Annotated in this window: 19 protein-coding genes; 2 read left to right on the plus strand and 17 right to left on the minus strand. The window is 69.0% G+C overall.

Annotation, left to right across the window (positions count from 1 at the left end; translation table 11 throughout):
* Positions 1-71: 71 nt before the first annotated feature.
* The 14 genes from nuoK to AB0J46_RS06525 form a co-directional block, all read right to left on the minus strand.
* Complete coding sequence (nuoK, locus tag AB0J46_RS06460; protein WP_352322504.1) at positions 72-368, minus strand: NADH-quinone oxidoreductase subunit NuoK; 297 nt, start codon at positions 366-368, stop codon at positions 72-74.
* Positions 365-1,147, minus strand: coding sequence for an NADH-quinone oxidoreductase subunit J (locus tag AB0J46_RS06465; RefSeq protein ID WP_364327287.1), 783 nt, complete (start codon positions 1,145-1,147; stop codon positions 365-367). Before AB0J46_RS06465 ends, nuoK begins: the two co-directional genes overlap by 4 nt.
* The gene (gene nuoI / locus AB0J46_RS06470) at positions 1,140-1,655 is read right to left on the minus strand and encodes an NADH-quinone oxidoreductase subunit NuoI (protein ID WP_352357245.1); all 516 of its coding nucleotides are present in this window, start codon (positions 1,653-1,655) and stop codon (positions 1,140-1,142) included. The genes AB0J46_RS06465 and nuoI overlap by 8 nt, the downstream gene beginning before the upstream one ends.
* Entirely contained in the window at positions 1,642-2,946 is a 1,305-nt protein-coding gene (gene nuoH / locus AB0J46_RS06475) for an NADH-quinone oxidoreductase subunit NuoH (protein ID WP_352322507.1), read from the minus strand. The genes nuoI and nuoH overlap by 14 nt, the downstream gene beginning before the upstream one ends.
* Entirely contained in the window at positions 2,943-5,330 is a 2,388-nt protein-coding gene (locus tag AB0J46_RS06480) for an NADH-quinone oxidoreductase subunit G (protein WP_364327291.1), read from the minus strand. Before AB0J46_RS06480 ends, nuoH begins: the two co-directional genes overlap by 4 nt.
* Complete coding sequence (gene nuoF / locus AB0J46_RS06485; protein WP_352322509.1) at positions 5,327-6,619, minus strand: NADH-quinone oxidoreductase subunit NuoF; 1,293 nt, start codon at positions 6,617-6,619, stop codon at positions 5,327-5,329. The genes AB0J46_RS06480 and nuoF overlap by 4 nt, the downstream gene beginning before the upstream one ends.
* Complete coding sequence (nuoE, locus tag AB0J46_RS06490; protein ID WP_364327294.1) at positions 6,616-7,272, minus strand: NADH-quinone oxidoreductase subunit NuoE; 657 nt, start codon at positions 7,270-7,272, stop codon at positions 6,616-6,618. Before nuoE ends, nuoF begins: the two co-directional genes overlap by 4 nt.
* Positions 7,269-8,594, minus strand: coding sequence for an NADH-quinone oxidoreductase subunit D (locus AB0J46_RS06495; protein WP_358290248.1), 1,326 nt, complete (start codon positions 8,592-8,594; stop codon positions 7,269-7,271). The genes nuoE and AB0J46_RS06495 overlap by 4 nt, the downstream gene beginning before the upstream one ends.
* Complete coding sequence (locus AB0J46_RS06500) at positions 8,591-9,196, minus strand: NADH-quinone oxidoreductase subunit C (RefSeq protein WP_364328028.1); 606 nt, start codon at positions 9,194-9,196, stop codon at positions 8,591-8,593. Before AB0J46_RS06500 ends, AB0J46_RS06495 begins: the two co-directional genes overlap by 4 nt.
* Positions 9,197-9,294: 98 nt before the next feature.
* Positions 9,295-9,846: an NADH-quinone oxidoreductase subunit B family protein gene (locus tag AB0J46_RS06505; RefSeq protein ID WP_352322512.1), complete on the minus strand. Its 552-nt coding sequence runs from the start codon at positions 9,844-9,846 to the stop codon at positions 9,295-9,297.
* Between the two features lie 2 nt (positions 9,847-9,848).
* A complete protein-coding gene (locus tag AB0J46_RS06510; RefSeq protein ID WP_364327297.1) occupies positions 9,849-10,244 on the minus strand; it encodes an NADH-quinone oxidoreductase subunit A in 396 nt (131 codons plus the stop codon).
* Between the two features lie 64 nt (positions 10,245-10,308).
* Complete coding sequence (locus AB0J46_RS06515; protein ID WP_352322514.1) at positions 10,309-11,562, minus strand: geranylgeranyl reductase family protein; 1,254 nt, start codon at positions 11,560-11,562, stop codon at positions 10,309-10,311.
* A 183-nt stretch (positions 11,563-11,745) separates the two neighbouring features.
* Positions 11,746-11,907 (minus strand): DUF397 domain-containing protein, encoded by a 162-nt coding sequence (locus tag AB0J46_RS06520; protein WP_364327300.1) that lies wholly within the window; start codon positions 11,905-11,907, stop codon positions 11,746-11,748.
* A gap of 435 nt (positions 11,908-12,342) precedes the next feature.
* Positions 12,343-13,059: a demethylmenaquinone methyltransferase gene (locus AB0J46_RS06525; protein ID WP_364327303.1), complete on the minus strand. Its 717-nt coding sequence runs from the start codon at positions 13,057-13,059 to the stop codon at positions 12,343-12,345.
* A gap of 150 nt (positions 13,060-13,209) precedes the next feature.
* Here AB0J46_RS06525 and AB0J46_RS06530 point away from each other — a divergent pair, with 150 nt between their 5' ends.
* Complete coding sequence (locus AB0J46_RS06530) at positions 13,210-14,415, plus strand: hypothetical protein (RefSeq protein ID WP_364327306.1); 1,206 nt, start codon at positions 13,210-13,212, stop codon at positions 14,413-14,415.
* On the opposite strand, the gene AB0J46_RS06535 is transcribed toward AB0J46_RS06530, so the two are convergent.
* Positions 14,412-14,630 carry a DUF4229 domain-containing protein gene (locus tag AB0J46_RS06535; protein WP_352357263.1) on the minus strand — a complete coding sequence of 73 codons (219 nt, stop codon included), beginning with the start codon at positions 14,628-14,630 and terminating at the stop codon, positions 14,412-14,414. The genes AB0J46_RS06530 and AB0J46_RS06535 overlap by 4 nt on opposite strands.
* 257 nt (positions 14,631-14,887) lie before the next feature.
* Here AB0J46_RS06535 and AB0J46_RS06540 point away from each other — a divergent pair, with 257 nt between their 5' ends.
* The gene (locus tag AB0J46_RS06540; RefSeq protein ID WP_026214226.1) at positions 14,888-15,109 is read left to right on the plus strand and encodes a BldC family transcriptional regulator; all 222 of its coding nucleotides are present in this window, start codon (positions 14,888-14,890) and stop codon (positions 15,107-15,109) included.
* A gap of 165 nt (positions 15,110-15,274) precedes the next feature.
* On the opposite strand, the gene AB0J46_RS06545 is transcribed toward AB0J46_RS06540, so the two are convergent.
* Positions 15,275-15,517 (minus strand): hypothetical protein, encoded by a 243-nt coding sequence (locus AB0J46_RS06545; RefSeq protein ID WP_364327308.1) that lies wholly within the window; start codon positions 15,515-15,517, stop codon positions 15,275-15,277.
* Between the two features lie 10 nt (positions 15,518-15,527).
* Positions 15,528-16,505: a hypothetical protein gene (locus AB0J46_RS06550; protein WP_364327311.1), complete on the minus strand. Its 978-nt coding sequence runs from the start codon at positions 16,503-16,505 to the stop codon at positions 15,528-15,530.
* Between the last annotated feature and the right edge of the window lie 27 nt (positions 16,506-16,532).

The following is a 16,532-nucleotide window of genomic DNA, read 5'->3' on the forward strand; positions in this document are numbered from 1 at the left end:
ACCAGGAGACCCCGATCGCGCCACCGGCGGTGTGCTGGACGATCTCAGCAGGAGATTCCACCAGTCACCTCTTAGTACTTCAGCAGGTTGGCGTCGTCGACGGACGCGGACCTGCGGGTTCGGAAGATCGTCACGATGATGGCCAGGCCGACGACGACCTCGGCCGCGGCCACCACCATCACGAAGAACGCGATGATCTGGCCCTCCAGGTTGCCGTTCTGCCTGGCGAAGGTGACGAACGCGAGGTTGCAGGCGTTGAGCATGAGCTCGACGCACATGAACACCACGATCGCGTTGCGCCTGATCAGCACGCCGAGCGCGCCGATCGCGAACAGCACACCCGACAGGATCAGGTAGTGGGTCGTCACTTGGTCACCTCGTTGGTCGTCTCCTCGGCGTCATCCTCGGCCGTGTGCTTGATGGCCTCGGCGAGCTTCGGGTCCTCGGGGAGGTGGCCGTGCTCGACGTCGTAGCGGGCGATGTAGCGGTTGACCGACGACTCCGCGACCGAGCCGTCGGGCAGCAGCGCCGGCATGTCGATGGCGTTGTTCCTGGCGTAGGTGCCGGGGCCGGGCAGCGGCGAGGGACGCTCGCCGAGGAACCGGGCGCGCGAGAGGTCCTTCTGCGTGGCCTTCTCGGTGAACTTCTCCCGGTGCGCCAGGACCATCGCGCCCAGGGCGGCGGTGATCAGCAGGGCCGAGGTGACCTCGAACGCGAAGACGTACTTGGTGAACAGCAGCAGCGCGATCGAGCGGACGTAGCCGCCCTGCGCCGTGGCCTGTGCCAGGCCCGCCTCACCGGAGAAGACCGCGTTGCCGACCGCCAGGATGATCAGGACGGCGAAGCCGAGGGCCGCGAGGGCGCCCCAGAAGCGCTGGCCCCTCAGCGTCTCCACGAAGGAGTCGGAGGAGTCCACGCCCACCAGCATGAGCACGAACAGGAACAGCATCATGATGGCGCCGGTGTAGACGATGATCTGCACCGCGGCGAGGAAGGGCGCGTCCTGGACGGCGTAGAGCACCGCGAGGCAGAGCATCACGGTGCCGAGCATCAGCGCTGAGTAGACGGCCTTCCTGTTGAAGACCATGCCGAGCGCCGCGCCGACGGATACGACGGCGAGAACCCAGAATGTGATGGTCTCACCCATTGGTTCGTCCCAGCCGGTAGTAGTCCTCTTCGGTCTCGCCGAGACGCATCGGGTGGGGCGGCTGCTCCATGCCCGGCGTCAGGTCCGCGAGGAGCATCTCCTTGGTGTAGATGAGGCTCTCGCGGCTGCTGTCGGCGAGCTCGTACTCGTTGGTCATGGTGAGCGCGCGGGTCGGGCAGGCCTCGATGCACAGGCCGCACAGGATGCACCGCAGATAGTTGATCTGGTACGTGCGCCCGTAACGCTCACCCGGCGAGAAGCGCTCCTCGTCGGTGTTGTCCGCGCCCTCGACGTAGATCGCGTCCGCCGGACACGCCCACGCGCACAGCTCGCACCCGACGCACTTCTCCAGCCCGTCCGGCCAGCGGTTGAGCTGGTGACGACCGTGGAAGCGAGGAGCCGTCGGCTTCTTGACCTCCGGGTAGTTGGTCGTGACGGGCTTCTTGAACATCGTGTGGAAGGTGACCCCGAAGCCCTTGACGGGGTTCAGCCAATCAGTTAGTCCCACTGGGAATCTCCTTGTGCTGCACCCCGTGGTAGTGCGGCAGATCGAGCGGCGGCACAGGGAAGCCGCCGGCCGTCGGCTCGTCGGACAGTTGCTCGAACTCGGCCTCCACCTCGGCCTTGCGCGCCTCCTTGCGCCGCTGGTTGACGGTGTCGAACCGCATCCAGATGGCCAGCGCGCCGACCACGATGACCGCGCCGATCACGATGCCGACCGTCTTGTTGCCCTCGTTGACGACCACGTTGCGAGCCGCGGCGACGAGCAGGATCCAGGCCAGGTTCACCGGGATCAGCACCTTCCAGCCCAGGGACATGAGCTGGTCGTAGCGCACGCGCGGCAGCGAGGCACGCACCCACACGATGAAGCTGAAGGTCAGCACGAACTTGATGAAGAACCACAGCACCGGCCACCAGCCCGTGTTGGCGCCGTCCCACAGGGAGATCGGCCACGGGGCCCGCCAGCCGCCCAGGAACAGGGTGACCGCGATGCCCGAGGCGGTGAAGGTGTGCAGGTACTCGCCCATCATGATGAGGGCGAACTTCAGGGACGAGGAGTACTCGGTCTGGAAGCCGCCGACCAGCTCGCCCTCGCCCTCGGGGAGGTCGAACGGGATTCGGGCGGCCTCGCCGAACATGCAGATCACGTAGATCACGAACGACGGGATCAGCAGGAAGACGAACCAGCCCTGCTCGCCCTGCGCCTTGACGATCTCGGAGGTGGACAGCGTCCCGGCGAACAGGAAGATCGCCACGAACGACAGGCCCATCGCGATCTCGTACGAGACCACCTGCGCCGCCGACCGCAGACCGCCCAGCAGCGCGTACGGCGAGCGCGACGACCAGCCGGCCAGCACCACGCCGTAGACCGAGATGGCGCCCATGGCCAGCATGAACAGCACCGCCACCGGCAGGTCGACGAGCTGCAGCGGCGTCTGGACGCCGAACAGGTTGACCATCGGCGCGAACGGCACGATCGAGAAGGCCAGGAACGCCGGCACGACCATGATCACAGGGGCCAGCAGGTAGAGCACCTTGTCCACGGTCCGCGGGAAGATGTCCTCCTTCAGACCCATCTTGATGCCGTCGGCCACCGACTGGAGCAGACCGAACTTGCCGGCCCGGTTGGGGCCGTAGCGGTGCTGCATCCGCGAGATCAGCTTGCGCTCGTACCAGACGCCGAACAGGATGCCCAGCATCAGGAAGGCGAACAGCATCACGGCCTTGATGATGGTGATCCACAGCGGGTCCTTGCCGAAGTCGGCAAGGGTGGGATCGGCCGCGAGAACGTGGGTCATGATGCGCTCCCGATCGTGACGATGTCGCCGGCCAGCGCGCGCAGGTCGCGCGTGACCGAGCAGCCGCCGGAGTTCGCCGGCACCCAGACCACCCGGTCGGGCAGGTCGGCGACGCGGACCGGCAGCGTGACCGCGTTGGGGCCGGGGCCGCCGACGACGAGCTTGTCGCCGTCGATGACGCCGATCTCGGCCGCCGTGGCCGCCGACACCAGCGCCTCGGTGGCGCGGGCGGTGCCGGCCAGGTACGGCTCGCCGTCCTGGAGCCTGCCCTCGTCGAGCAGCAGGTGCCAGGTCGCCAGCAGGGCCTCGCCGGCCGCCGGGGCGGCCTGGGCGCGGGTGGCGGTGCTCGGCGCGGCGACGCGGACCCCGCGCCAGGCGCCGAGGCTGGCCAGCTCGCGCCGGACGGCCTTGGCGTCCGGCAGGCCGAGGTGCACGTCCATGCGGTCGGCGAGGTTGCCGATGACGGCCAGGTCGCTCTGGAGGCCGGGCACGCGCAGCGGCGCCTCGAACGAGCGGCCCCTGCCCTCCCAGTTGACGAACGTGCCGCTCTTCTCCTGCACCGCCGCGACCGGCAGCACCACGTCGGCGCGGTCGGTGACGGCGCTGGCGCGGATCTCCAGGCTGACGATGAACGGCGTGTTCTCCAGCGCCTCCAGCGCGGCGGCCGGGTCGGCCAGGTCGTGCGGGTCGACGCCGGCCACGACCAGCGCGTCGATCTCGCCGGCGCGGGCGGCGGCGATGATGCCGTCGGTGTCGCGGCCGGGCACGGCGGGCAGCGAGCCCACGTTCCAGACCCTGGCGACCTCGGTCCTGGCGGCCTCGTCGTCCACGGGACGGCCGATCGGCAGCAGGTTGGGCAGCGCGCCGGCTTCGAGCGCGCCGCGCTCACCGGCCCTGCGCGGCACCCAGGCCAGCCGGACGCCGGAGCCGGCGCCGAGGCGGACCAGGGCCGACAGCGCGCCCGGCACGGTGGCCAGCCGCTCGCCGGCCAGCACGATCGTGCCCTCGGCCAGCGTGCCGACCAGGTCGCCGATCGCGTCGGCCTCGGCGCCCGGGGCGGTGGCGATGAGCGTGCCGCCCATCTTGGCCAGCCCGGCGGAGGCGAACGGCGCGATCGCGGTGACCTTCAGCCCCTTCTTCTGCCACGCCTTGCGCAGGCGCAGGAAGACGATCGGCGACTCCTCCTCGGGCTCGAACCCGACGAGCAGCACGGCCGGAGCCTTCTCGAGGTCGGTGTAGCTGATCTCGATGCCCTTGCCGGCGACCGCGTGCGCAAGGAACTGCGCCTCCTCGGCGGAGTGCGGACGGGCGCGGAAGTCGATGTCGTTGCTGCCCAGCGCGACCCGGGCGAACTTGCTGTAGGCGTAGGCGTCCTCGACCGTGACCCGGCCGCCGACCAGCACGCCGGCCCTGCCGCGGGCGGCGGCCAGACCTTCGGCGGCGACCGCCAGCGCCTCCGGCCACGAGGCGGGCACGAGCACGCCTTCCTCGTTGCGCACCAGAGGCGTCTTGAGCCGGTCGGGCTGAGTGGCGTAGGAGAAGGCCCAGCGGCCCTTGTCGCAGTTCCACTCCTCGTTCACCTGCGGGTCGTTGCCCGCCAGGCGGCGGGTCACCCGGCCGCGCCGGTGGTCGGTGCGCAGGGAGCAGCCCGACGCGCAGTGCTCGCACGCGCTGGGCGTGGAGACCAGGTCGAACGGGCGCGCCCGGAACCGGTAGGCCGCGCCGGTGAGCGCGCCGACCGGGCAGATCTGCACCGTGTTGCCGGAGAAGTAGGAGTTGAACGGCTTGCCGTCGGCGACCCGGACCTGCTCCTTGGCGCCGCGCTCGAAGAACTCGATGAGCGGGTCGCCGGCGATCTGGTCGGAGAAGCGGATGCAGCGGGCGCACTGGACGCAGCGCTCACGGTCGAGCAGCACCTGCGTGGACAGCGGCAGCGGCTTGGGGAACGTGCGCTTCTGCTCCTGGAACCGCGACTCGCCCTGGCCGTTCGACATGGCCTGGTTCTGCAGGGGGCACTCGCCGCCCTTGTCGCAGACCGGGCAGTCGAGCGGGTGGTTCATCAGCAGCAGCTCCATGGCCCCGCGCTGCGCCTTCTCGGCGACCGGCGAGGTGAGCTGGGTCTGCACGACCATGCCCTCGGCGACCTCGATCGCGCAGGACGGCTGCGGCTTGGGGAAGCCGCGGCCGTTGCCCGCGTCGGGGATGTCGACGAGGCACTGGCGGCAGTTGGCCGCCGGGTCGAGCAGCGGGTGGTCGCAGAACCGGGGGATCTGGATGCCCAGCAGCTCGGCGGCCCTGATGATCAGGGTGCCCTTGGGGACACTGACCTGGAACCCGTCGATGGTGAGGGTCACCAGGGTGGTTTCTGTTTCTACGACGGTCACTGCTCACCCCAGAGAGTGGACTTCTTCGGGTCGAACGGGCAGCCGCCGATCTCGAAGTGCTTGAGGTACTCCTCGCGGAAGTACTTCACCGAGGAGTGGATCGGGCTGGTCGCGCCGTCGCCGAGGGCGCAGAACGAGCGGCCGAGGATGTTGTCCGCGATGTCGGTGATCGTGGACAGGTCCTCCTCGGTGCCCTGGCCCTTCTCCAGGCGCTTGAGCACCTGCTTGAGCCAGTACGTGCCCTCGCGGCACGGCGTGCACTTGCCGCAGGACTCGTGGGCGTAGAACTCGGTCCAGCGCAGCACCGTGCGGACCACGCAGGTGGTCTCGTCGAAGATCTGCAGCGCGCGGGTGCCGAGCATCGAGCCCTTGGCGCCGACGGCCTCGAAGTCGAGCGGCACGTCGAGGTGCTCGTCGGTGAAGATCGGCGTGGACGAGCCGCCCGGGGTCCAGAACTTGATCTGGTGCCCCTCGCGGATGCCGCCGGCCATGTCGAGCAGCTCGCGCAGCGTGATGCCGAGCGGGGCCTCGTACTGGCCGGGCCTGGTGACGTGGCCGCTGAGGGAGAAGATGCCGAAGCCCTTGGACTTCTCGGTGCCCATCGAGGCGAACCAGTCGGCGCCGTTGCTGATGATCGAGGGAACACTGGCGATCGACTCGACGTTGTTCACGACAGTCGGCGAGGCGTACAGGCCCGCCACGGCCGGGAACGGGGGCTTGAGTCGCGGTTGACCTCTGAAGCCCTCCAGCGAGTCGAGCAGCGCCGTCTCCTCGCCGCAGATGTACGCGCCGGCGCCGCTGTGCACGACGAGTTCCAGGTTGTACCCGGAGCCGAAGATGTCCTCGCCCAGGAAGCCCTTCTCGTACGCCTCGCGCACGGCCGCGTGCAGCCGGCGGATGACGTGCAGCACCTCGCCGCGCACGTAGATGAAGGCGTAGTTGGCCCTGATCGCGAACGCGGTGATGATGACGCCCTCGACCAGCGAGTGCGGGTTGGCCATCATCAGCGGGATGTCCTTGCAGGTGCCCGGCTCCGACTCGTCGGCGTTGACGACGAGGTAGTGGGGCTTGCCGTCGCCCTGCGGGATGAATCCCCACTTCATGCCGGTGGGGAAGCCCGCGCCGCCGCGGCCGCGCAGGCCGGAGTCCTTGACCGCCTGGATGACGGCGTCGGGGTCCATGCCCAGCGCCTTCTTGGCCGCCTTGTAGTCACCGCCGTAGCCGTCGAGGGTGAAGGAGTCGGCCTGGTCCCAGTTGGCGGTCAGGACCGGGGTCAGTGTGGTGCTCATGCCTCGGGGGCCTTCCATCCGTTGGCCTTGGCCACCTTCAGGCCCTCCAGCGAGGGGCCGGCGGCCGATGGGCCGTCGCCCGCCTGGTCGTCGGGCAGGCCCGCGAGCACGCGCGAGGCCTCCTTGAAGGTGCAGAGCTTCTTCGGTCCGCGGGTCGGCCGCACGTCCTTGCCGTCACGCAGGTCGTCTACGAGCTGCTTGGCCGAGTCTGGGGTCTGGTTGTCGAAGAACTCCCAGTTGACCATCATGACCGGGGCGAAGTCGCAGGCCGCGTTGCACTCCAGGCGCTCCAGCGAGATCTTGCCGTCGCCGGTGGTCTCCTCGTGGCCGACGCCGACGTGCTCGGACAGCTCGTCCCAGATCTCGTCGCCGCCCATGACGGCGCACAGCGCGTTGATGCAGACGCCGACGTGGTAGTCGCCGGCCGGCTTGCGCTTGTACATCGTGTAGAAGGTGGCCACGCCGGTGACCTCGGCCTTGCTCAGGCCCAGCATCTCGGCGCAGAACTCCTTGCCGTCGTCGGAGACGTAGCCGTCGGCCGACTGCACGAGGTGGAGCAGCGGCAGCAGGGCGGACCGCGTCTTGGGGTAGCGGCCGATGATCTCCTTGGCGTCCTGTTCGAGACGCTCGCGGACTTCCGGTGAGTAAGTCACCGGTCCACACCTCCCATGACGGGGTCGATAGAAGCCACCGCGGCGATCACGTCGGCGACCTGGCCGCCCTCCGCCATGGCGGGGAAGCCCTGCAGGTTGCAGAAGGAAGGCTCGCGGAAGTGCACGCGGTACGGGCGGGTGCCGCCGTCGCTGACGACGTGCGCCCCGAGTTCGCCCTTGGGCGACTCGATGCTCGCGTACGCCTGGCCGGCCGGGACCCGGAAGCCCTCGGTCACCAGCTTGAAGTGGTGGATCAGGGCCTCCATCGAGCTGCCCATGATGTGCGCGATGTGGTCGGGCGAGTTGCCGAAGCCGTCGGGGCCGAGCGCGAGCTGCGCGGGCCAGCCGATCTTCTTGTCCTCGATCATCACCGGGTCGCCCTTGAGCGGGCCGGCGATGCGGTCGAGAGCCTGCTCGATGATCTTGAGCGACTCCTCCATCTCCCGCATGCGCACGAGGTAACGCGAGTAGACGTCGCAGCCGCGCTCGGTGGCGACCTCGAACTCGTACGTCTCGTAGCCGGAGTAGGGCTGCGACTTGCGCAGGTCCCAGGGCAGCCCGGCGGCGCGCAGGATCGGGCCGGTGATGCCGAGCGCCATGCAGCCGGTCAGGTCGAGGTAGCCCACGTCCTTGGTGCGGCGCACGTAGACGGGGTTCTCGTCGAGGAGCTTGCGGATGTCCTTGATCCGCTTGGGCATCTCCTTGAGGAACTCGCCCACCTTGTCGACCGCGCCCGCGGGCAGGTCGACGCTGACGCCGCCCGGCCTGACGTAGGCGTGGTTCATGCGCAGACCCGTGATGTACTCGAACAGGTCCATGATCATTTCACGGTCGCGGTAGCCGAACAGGAACGGCGTGGTCGCGCCCAGCTCCATGCCGAACGTGCCCATCGCGACCAGGTGCGAGGCGATGCGGTTGAGCTCCATCATCATCACGCGGATGGCCTGCGCCCGCTCGGGCACGCGGTCGGTGATGCCGAGCAGCTTCTCCACGCCCATGCAGTACGCGGTCTCGTTGAAGATCGGCGAGAGGTAGTCCATGCGGGTCACGAACGTGGTCCCCTGGGTCCACGTCCGGTACTCCATGTTCTTCTCGATGCCGGTGTGCAGGTAGCCGATGACGCTGCGCGCCTCGGTGACCGTCTCACCGTCGAGCGTCAGGACCAGGCGGAGCACGCCGTGCGTGGACGGGTGCTGCGGGCCCATGTTGACGACCAGGCGCTCTTCCTCGGTGTCGCGCGCGCCGCCGACGACCTCGTCCCAGTCTCCGCCGGTGACCGAGTAGACCTTGCCCTCTGTCGCCTCGTCATAAGCGGTGCTCATGAGTAAGACCTCCTCTGGTCCGGCGAGGGGATGGTGGCGCCCCGGTACTCGACCGGGATGCCGCCGAGCGGGTAGTCCTTGCGCTGCGGGTGACCGTCCCAGTCATCCGGCATCATGATCCGGGTGAGCGACGGATGGCCGTCGAAGACGATTCCGAAGAAGTCGTACGTCTCCCGCTCATGCCAGTCATGACCAGGGTAAACGCCCACGGTCGATGGAATGTGCGGGTCCGTGTCCGGTGCGCTGACCTCCAGGCGCACGCGCCTGTTGTGGGTGATCGAGCACAGGTGGTAGACGGCGTGCAGCTCCTCGCCCTTCAGGTGCGGGTAGTGCACCCCGGAGACGCCGAGCGACAGCTCGAAACGCAGGGCCGGGTCGTCGCGCAGCTTCTGCGAGACCTCCACCAGGCGCTCGCGGCGGACGTGCAGAGTCAGCTCGCCGCGGTCGACCACGACGCGCTCGATGGCGTCGTCGAGGGCGAGGGCGTCGACCAGCTCGTCGAAGTAGCCGCCGTACGGGCGGGGCGTGGAGATCTGCGGCGCCCGGCGGACGACGAGACCGCCGTAGCCGGAGGTGTCGCCGGAGTCGTGCGCGCCGAACATGCCGTGCCGGGCGACGGGCGCCTCGGGGACGGCCGGGACCGAGGCGGCCTCGGGGGCCTCCCCGCTCTCCGGGCTCCCGGGAAGGTGGTCGGGCGAGGTCACTTTCCGGCCCCCTGGTCGATCAGCGGCAGCGTGCGCAGCGCCCGCAGTTCGAGGTCCTCGATCTGCTTGGCGCGGTGAGCGCCGAACTTCATGTTCTGGATCTTGTCGTGCAGCTTCACGATCGCGTCGATCAGCATCTCGGGCCGCGGCGGGCAGCCGGGCAGGTAGATGTCGACCGGCACGACGTGGTCGACGCCCTGCACGATGGCGTAGTTGTTGAACATGCCGCCGCTGGAGGCGCACACGCCCATGGCGATGACCCACTTGGGCTCGGCCATCTGGTCGTAGATCTGCCGCAGGACGGGCGCCATCTTCTGCGACACGCGCCCGGCGACGATCATGAGGTCGGCCTGGCGGGGAGACGCCGAAGCGCGCTCCATGCCGAAGCGCGCCAGGTCGTAGTGGGGGCCACCGGTGGCCATCAGCTCGATGGCGCAACACGCGAGGCCGAACGTGGCCGGCCACACCGAGCTCTTCCGCGCCCATCCTGCGGCGGCTTCGACCGTGCTGAGGATGAACCCGCTGGGGAGTTTCTCTTCAAGTCCCATTTTCAGTCCCAGTCCAGACCCTTGCGGCGCCACACGTACGCGTATGCGACGAGCACGGTGACGATGAACAGCAGCATCTCGACCAGCGCGAACAGCCCGAGGCCGGACGCGATGACGGCGCCCGCGTCGTTCTTCAGCGGCGCGAAGGAGACCGCCCACGGGTAGAGGAAGATGATCTCGATGTCGAACACGATGAAGAGCATCGCGGTGATCATGTATTTGAGCGGGAACCGTCCGCCACCGACCGGCTGGGGCGTCGGCTCGATGCCGCATTCATAGGCGTCAAGCTTGGCGCGGTTCCAGCGCTTGGGTCCGGTGAAGGGAGCGATGGCGACCGAGAAGATCGCGAAGCCCCCCGCGAGAACGGCGAGCACCAGGATGGGCACGTAAAGGTCCATCGCTACGCCTCCTCTGGAGTCGCCGCGCGCGCGGGCGCGCAGCTTGATGTGTCTGTCGTGGGAATCATGCTGGTGGGGCGACCTTCGAGAGAGCGTTGATGATCATGTCGGACGCATCGCCTCGCCGGTCGGTGAGATTACCAAGGAGCTTGAGCGCGAAGCGCATCAGCCTCGGGTGTGGCAGGCCGTGCCTGGTCCCGAAGCTCATCACACCCGGCTTCCCAATCGCCTCGACGAACAACCTCCCTAGTGTGAAGTAGCCGCCGTAGGCGTCCTTCATCACCTGGGGGTAGGTCCTCAGGATCCGCTCACGCTGTGCGGGAGTGGTGTCCTTGAGTGCCTTCGCGATGATCTCGGCGGCGATCTCGCCGGTCTCCATGGCGTAGGCGATGCCCTCGCCGTTGAACGGGTTGATGGACCCGCCGGAGTCACCCACGAGGATAAGACCCCGGGTGTAGTGCGGCTGCCTGTTGAAGGCCATCGGGAGAGCGGCGCCGCGGATGGGGGCCGTCATGTTCTCCTCGGTGAAGCCCCAGTCGGCCGGCATGGCCCTGCACCAGCGCTTCAACAGGTCGCGGTAGTCGATGTTGCCGAACTGGGCGCTGGTGTTGAGCAGCCCGAGCCCGACGTTGGCGGTGCCGTCGCCGACCCCGAACACCCAGCCGTAGCCGGGCAGCAGGGTGTCGCCGTCCCACAGCTCCAGCCAGGTCTCCAGGTAGTCGTCGTCGTGGCGGGGGCTCTCGAAGTAGGTGCGGACGGCCACGCCCATGGGCCGGTCCTCCCGCTTGTGCAGGCCCATGCCGATCGCCAGGCGGGTGCTGTTGCCGTCGGCCGCCACGACCACCCGGCTGCGGTACGTCGCGCCGTCCTTGGTGCGCACGCCGACGATGTGCCCGCTGCGGTCGTCGAGCACCGGCCCGGTCACGGTGACGCCCTCCATGAGGCGCACGCCGTTCTTGACCGCGTTGGCCGCGACGATCTGGTCGAAGTCCTTGCGGGTGCGGACCAGGCCGAAGTCGGGGAAGCGCTCCAACTGCGGCCAGTCGAGCTCGAAGCGGAGGCCGCCGCCGACGACGCGCAGGCCCTTGTTCCTGATCCAGCCGGGCGCGTCGATGTCGACGCCCATGTTGAGCAACTGCTTGACGGCACGTGGCGTCAGGCCGTCGCCGCAGACCTTCTCGCGGGGGAACCTGGTCTTCTCCAGGAGCAGCACGTCGAGACCGGCCTGAGCGAGGTAAAAGGCGGTTGCGGAACCGGCGGGACCGGCGCCGACGACGATGACGTCGGCGTCAGCCTGTATGGCTGGTGGCACGGTCACTGGACTGTCCTGTCCTACACGCTCGAAGGCCTCGGGGTCTTGCGCCTTCGTTCCTTTGTGAACCCCTTCACAAACTTGTCGGCCCGCAGTCTACTGCTTTTCCTGTACATAGTGGCAGTCGGGGTACGGATCCTGGACACAAGAAGGCCCTCCGTCGTCAACGAAGGGCCGGGCACGGGAACGTCAGACTTCGAACTCGGCGATGCGCACTCCGCCCGAGGGGTCTTTCGAGTCACGCGACAGCGCGTCGCCGGTCGCGCTCCGGGCGAACTCGACGCACTCGCCGCCGGCCGCGCTGAGACTGCTCTTGCGCCATCCGTCCGGCGAGACAGTGGGGCCGCTCATCGGACGGACTACCTCCCGAGTCTCATTGGTCTGGACCAATGACGGTAGCCAACAGAAGATCGGCCGGACTTGCAAGACACGCCGCGATAACCATGTCGTTACAGTTGATCTGCCAACGCGCGACGAATTCGCGCGATTCCCCCTCGTCCATGGCGGTGTCCCGAAGCGCCGGCGCGGCACGGCCTCGTCGAGCAGGGTCGAGCAGCGCAGCGGCGGCTGCTCCGTCAGCAGGCGGCGGGGCCCCTTCCGAGAAATCGAGAGATATGCCCACAAAGTGCGATGGCAATCCTCGCCCCTGGTTTCATCCAGGAAAGAGGCCCCGTCGTCACCCCAGCGGGAATTGCACGGGGCTTCCCTCCGATACATCAAAGCCGGAACGGGCGGAAAGGGGGAAAACGATTTCAGGAACTCTCACCATGGCCGCCCGCCCGCGGCTCAGGCGGGCTTGAACGCCCGGTGGACGGCGACGATGCCCATCGTCAGGTTGCGCCAGGCCACCCGCTCCCAGCCGGCGTCGCCGATCGTCCGGGCCAGCGCCCGCTGGTCGGGCCAGTCCCTGATGGACTCGGCCAGGTAGTCGTAGGAGTCGTCGTTGGAGCCGAACACCTTGGCCACCTTGGGCAGGGCCCTCATCAGGTATTCGCGGTAGACCAGGTCGAACGGCCCGAACGTGACGTGCGAGAACTCCAGGATCACCAGCCGGCCGCCCGGCCTGGTCACGCGGAGCATCTCGCGCAGCGCCTGCGAGGTGTCGTGCACGTTGCGCAGCGCCACCGAGATCGTCACCGCGTCGAAGACGTCGTCGGCGAACGGCAGCCGCATCGCGTCGCCGGCCACGAACGGGATGCCGGGCCCGCTCAGCGCGTTGCCGCCGTGCCGCTGCACGCCCGTGCGCAACATGCCGAGGGAGAAGTCGGAGGCCACGGCGCGGGCGCCGAGGCCGGTGAAGCTGTCGGTGGAGGTGCCGGTGCCGGCCCCCAGGTCGAGCACGACCTCGCCGGGCCCCGCGTCGACGGCGGCGGCCACGGCCTTGCGCCAGAGCCTGACCTGCCACAGCGAGGCCACGTCGTTGACCAGGTCGTAGCGCCGGGCGGTGCGATCGAACATCGCGGCGACCTCGTCCGGCTGCTTGTCCAACTGAGCGCGCGTCATGCGGACAAGAGTACTCAGGCGGCCCGTGCGGTATTCGCCGGGCGTTACGGCCTTTGACCAGCCACCACCGGGCCGCCGGCGAGCCCGGCCCTTGCGGCAATTGACGCAAAGTAGCGGCACCGCTACCGAACGTCTGCTAGATGTTGGTGAATGCTTGCCCGTGTCGCCCTTGCGGCGATCATCGCCTCGGCCCCCGTCGCGCACTCCCGCGTGGTCTCGGCCGACCCGGTCGACAACACCCCCCACGTCCTCGACGGCATCGTCAACGCCATCGCGCTGGTCGGTGGCACCGTCGTCGTCGGCGGCTCGTTCAGCGAGGTCAGCGACGCCGGGCGCACGTACACGCTGCGCCGGGCCAACCTGTTCGCCTACGACCTGGCGACCGGCCGCATCCTGCGCGGCTTCGCGCCGTCCGTCGCCGGGCCGGTCTACGGGCTGGCCGCCGGCGACCACGGCACGGTCTACGTGGGCGGCGCCTTCCCCGGCGTCAACAACGTCGGCGCCCGCGCGCTCGCCCGCATCAACGTCGCCGACGGGCAGCTCGTCGACGGCTTCATGCCCCGGATCGACGGGGGCATGGTCACCACCGTGGTCAGGAACGGCTCCAGGCTCTACGTCGGCGGCGACTTCGTCCGGCCGCGCGTCGCCCTGGCCGGGCTCGACGCCGCGACGGGCGTGGCCGACCCCGGCTTCGCCGTCACGCCGGGCGAGCCGCTGACGCCCAGGGTGAAGGTCCAGGCCCTCGCCCTGTCGGGCGGCCGGCTGGCGGTCGACGGCTCGTTCACCACGCTCGGCGGGCGGTCCCGGCCGCAGCTCGGGCTGATCGACGTCAGCGGGCCCGTGGCCAGGGTCGCCGACTGGCGCACCGAGGTCTACGCCCAGCGCTGCGCGGAGGCGTTCCCCTCCTACGTGCGCGGCCTGGACTTCGCCCCCGACGGCCGCTCCTTCGTGGTGGTCACGACCGGTGGCCCGAAGGGCCGCATGTGCGACACGGCCGCCCGGTTCGAGACGTACGCCGCAGGCCCGGACGTCAGGCCGACCTGGACCAACGCCACCGGCGGCGACTCGCTCTACGCGGTGGCGGTCACCGCCTCAGCCGTGTATGTCGGCGGCCACCAGCGCTGGCTGGACAACCCGCAGGGCCGCGACTCGGCCGGCCCGGGAGCGGTGCCCCGCGAGGGCATCGGCGCCATTCATCCGCGTACGGGAAAGGCGCTCGCCTGGAATCCCGGCCGGGAGCGGGGCATCGGCGTGAAGGCATTTCTGGCGCACAAGACCGGCCTACTAGTCGGTAGTGACACAACGCGACTCGGACGGGAGTACCATGCCCGGATTGGCATGTTCCCCCTGCCCTAGTCGTCCTGCGGCTCCGGCCGGTCGATCCGGCCGCTGAGGCGTGCGCTGACGGCGTCACGCTGCCTCGACAGCAGCACGTAGCTGGCTATGCCGCTGATCACGAAAGCGGCTGCGAGCAGGAACAGCGGGTTTTGCAGGCCGACGAGGTACAGAACACCCAGGGTCACGACAAACAGGCCGATCCGCGACGCGGTGTAAACGAGAACGGGATGCACGGGTTCGAGGTTACTCGTCCCTGCGTAGCGGTCGCTCTTCGCATCGGACGCGAGCGCTGCTACTGTTCCCAGTAAGGGTGTTTCGTAAAGAAACACCCACGAGAGCCCCAAAGAGGCTCTATCATATAACAATCGGGCAGTCAGCTGATAACAACCCGTGATCTTTGTCGAAAACCACGGATAAATCAGGCTTCGCTCGACACACTGGTTACCTGTCCGCCCGCTGGCAGGAAGCGGGATGCGAGGGGGAGAGATTGGTGGAGAGTAGCAGCGAGCGTCTGCTGACCCCAGGAGAGGTTGCCGCCCTCTTCCGGGTAGACCCAAAGACGGTTACGCGCTGGGCTGCGGCAGGCCGCATCAGCAGTATCCGCACCCCCGGAGGGCACCGGCGCTTCCGCGAGTCGGAAGTGCACGCCCTTCTTCGAGGCGAGGACGTTCTCACGGCCGACAGGCCAGCAGGTGAGTCCCCGCGCGTCTGACGTTCCGTCTAGTCGGTGATCCTGAGATCCGCCAGGATCACCGCTGGCGGGACCTCAATCCGCCTCACGTCGTGAGGCCGTGGTCGAGCGTGCCTGCGGGCCACACTTCCCGACGGCAGGCACGGGGCGGCGCCAACCGCCGACCGCGGCTGGCGCCGGTCCTTCTCAGGCGTCCTCCTGGCTGGCCTTGAAGGCCAGGAACTCGCGTTCGAGGTCGTCGTTCTCCTCTTCCCAGCGACTGCGGCGCTCGGCCGCCTCCTCCTCGGTCAGCGACTCGGGCAGCCACTTGTCGTAGTCGGGCTCGCCGGGCTGCACGTCCACGTACGCGTTGCCGATCAGACGCCCGTCTTCGCTGGTCAGGCTCTGCGGCACGCGCAGGGTCCCGTCAGCGAGCCGGATGACGTACATGGCTGATCACCTAGATTCCGTAGCGCCGGTTGAAGAAGAGCATGACGTCGAGCGCCATCCGTGTGTCGCCGCCGAGCATGTCGACCAGGGCCGGGCGCTGGCGGGCGGCGATGGCGGCGAAGGCGTCGGCGAAGAACTCCTTGCGGCCCAGGCCGTTGCCCTGGCGGTGGAAGGTCGAGGCCAGCTTGGGGAAGGCGTTGTCGTAGAGCCGGACGAACTCCGGCGAGTCCGACACCCATTCGCCGTGGAAGGAGTCCAGGTCGTCGATGGCGTGGCCGACCTCGTGCATCATCACGTCCGGCGTGGGTGAGGGGCGGTCGCCCACCACGATCTTGCGGTCGCCGTACGCGCCGGCGCAGATGTCCCAGGTGGCCCGGCCGGACGGGAGCGGCGCGCCGCGTAAGTAGCCCATGTCGTCGAGGTCGGGGACGCCGCCGGGGCCGACGTAGATGCCTTCGAGACCGGCGGCCAGCAGCTCCTTCAGCCGGTCGGGCAGCCGGGCCAGGCTCTCCACTGCGCGTACGGCGTCCTTGGAGGGCGGGCCGTGCCGGGCGTCCCACTGGCGGTGGAGGATCTTCTCCAGCTTGCCGCAGTGGCGCAGTCCGTCGCCGATGGAGGGGGCCTCCGGCCTGTTGGGCTGGGCCCTCGGCGGCGTGTCGTCGAGCTCGAAGTCGTACCAGGTGTAGCGGGGGCGTTCGGCGACGGCGGCGGGCAGGCGTGGCGCGCGCTCGCGCAGCGAGAGGCCGTCCCAGGTGACCTCGCGCCGCTGGGGGCCGCCGGGACGGGCGAACCGCTCCGGCTGCTGCTCCCTGCGCCGCTCGGCGCCCTTGAACTGCTCTCTCGGGGCCTCCGGGCGGCTCTCCTTCCGCCGGGACCAGAAGGAACGATCCGCGTCCGGAGGAGCCTCGTCACGCCGCGAGAACAGGTACGACCCGCGGCGCCACCAACGGCCGCGCCGATGTCGGCCCTTGTCGTGAGAAAAGGCCATCGCACCCCTTCACGCCGCGTCCATGGC

Origin of the sequence: Nonomuraea sp. NPDC049758, assembly GCF_040674635.1 — a bacterium.
Classification (GTDB): Bacteria; Actinomycetota; Actinomycetes; order Streptosporangiales; family Streptosporangiaceae; genus Nonomuraea.

Coding starts and splice junctions, on each gene's coding strand:
- AB0J46_RS06465 (WP_364327287.1), bottom strand. CDS start 1,147: ATGGGTGAGACCATCACATTCTGGGTTCTCGCCGTCGTATCCGTCGGC.
- nuoH (WP_352322507.1), bottom strand. CDS start 2,946: ATGACCCACGTTCTCGCGGCCGATCCCACCCTTGCCGACTTCGGCAAG.
- nuoF (WP_352322509.1), bottom strand. CDS start 6,619: ATGAGCACCACACTGACCCCGGTCCTGACCGCCAACTGGGACCAGGCC.
- AB0J46_RS06495 (WP_358290248.1), bottom strand. CDS start 8,594: ATGAGCACCGCTTATGACGAGGCGACAGAGGGCAAGGTCTACTCGGTC.
- AB0J46_RS06500 (WP_364328028.1), bottom strand. CDS start 9,196: ATGTTCGGCGCGCACGACTCCGGCGACACCTCCGGCTACGGCGGTCTC.
- AB0J46_RS06505 (WP_352322512.1), bottom strand. CDS start 9,846: ATGGGACTTGAAGAGAAACTCCCCAGCGGGTTCATCCTCAGCACGGTC.
- AB0J46_RS06510 (WP_364327297.1), bottom strand. CDS start 10,244: ATGGACCTTTACGTGCCCATCCTGGTGCTCGCCGTTCTCGCGGGGGGC.
- AB0J46_RS06520 (WP_364327300.1), bottom strand. CDS start 11,907: ATGAGCGGCCCCACTGTCTCGCCGGACGGATGGCGCAAGAGCAGTCTC.
- AB0J46_RS06525 (WP_364327303.1), bottom strand. CDS start 13,059: ATGACGCGCGCTCAGTTGGACAAGCAGCCGGACGAGGTCGCCGCGATG.
- AB0J46_RS06530 (WP_364327306.1), top strand. CDS start 13,210: ATGCTTGCCCGTGTCGCCCTTGCGGCGATCATCGCCTCGGCCCCCGTC.
- AB0J46_RS06545 (WP_364327308.1), bottom strand. CDS start 15,517: ATGTACGTCATCCGGCTCGCTGACGGGACCCTGCGCGTGCCGCAGAGC.
- AB0J46_RS06550 (WP_364327311.1), bottom strand. CDS start 16,505: ATGGCCTTTTCTCACGACAAGGGCCGACATCGGCGCGGCCGTTGGTGG.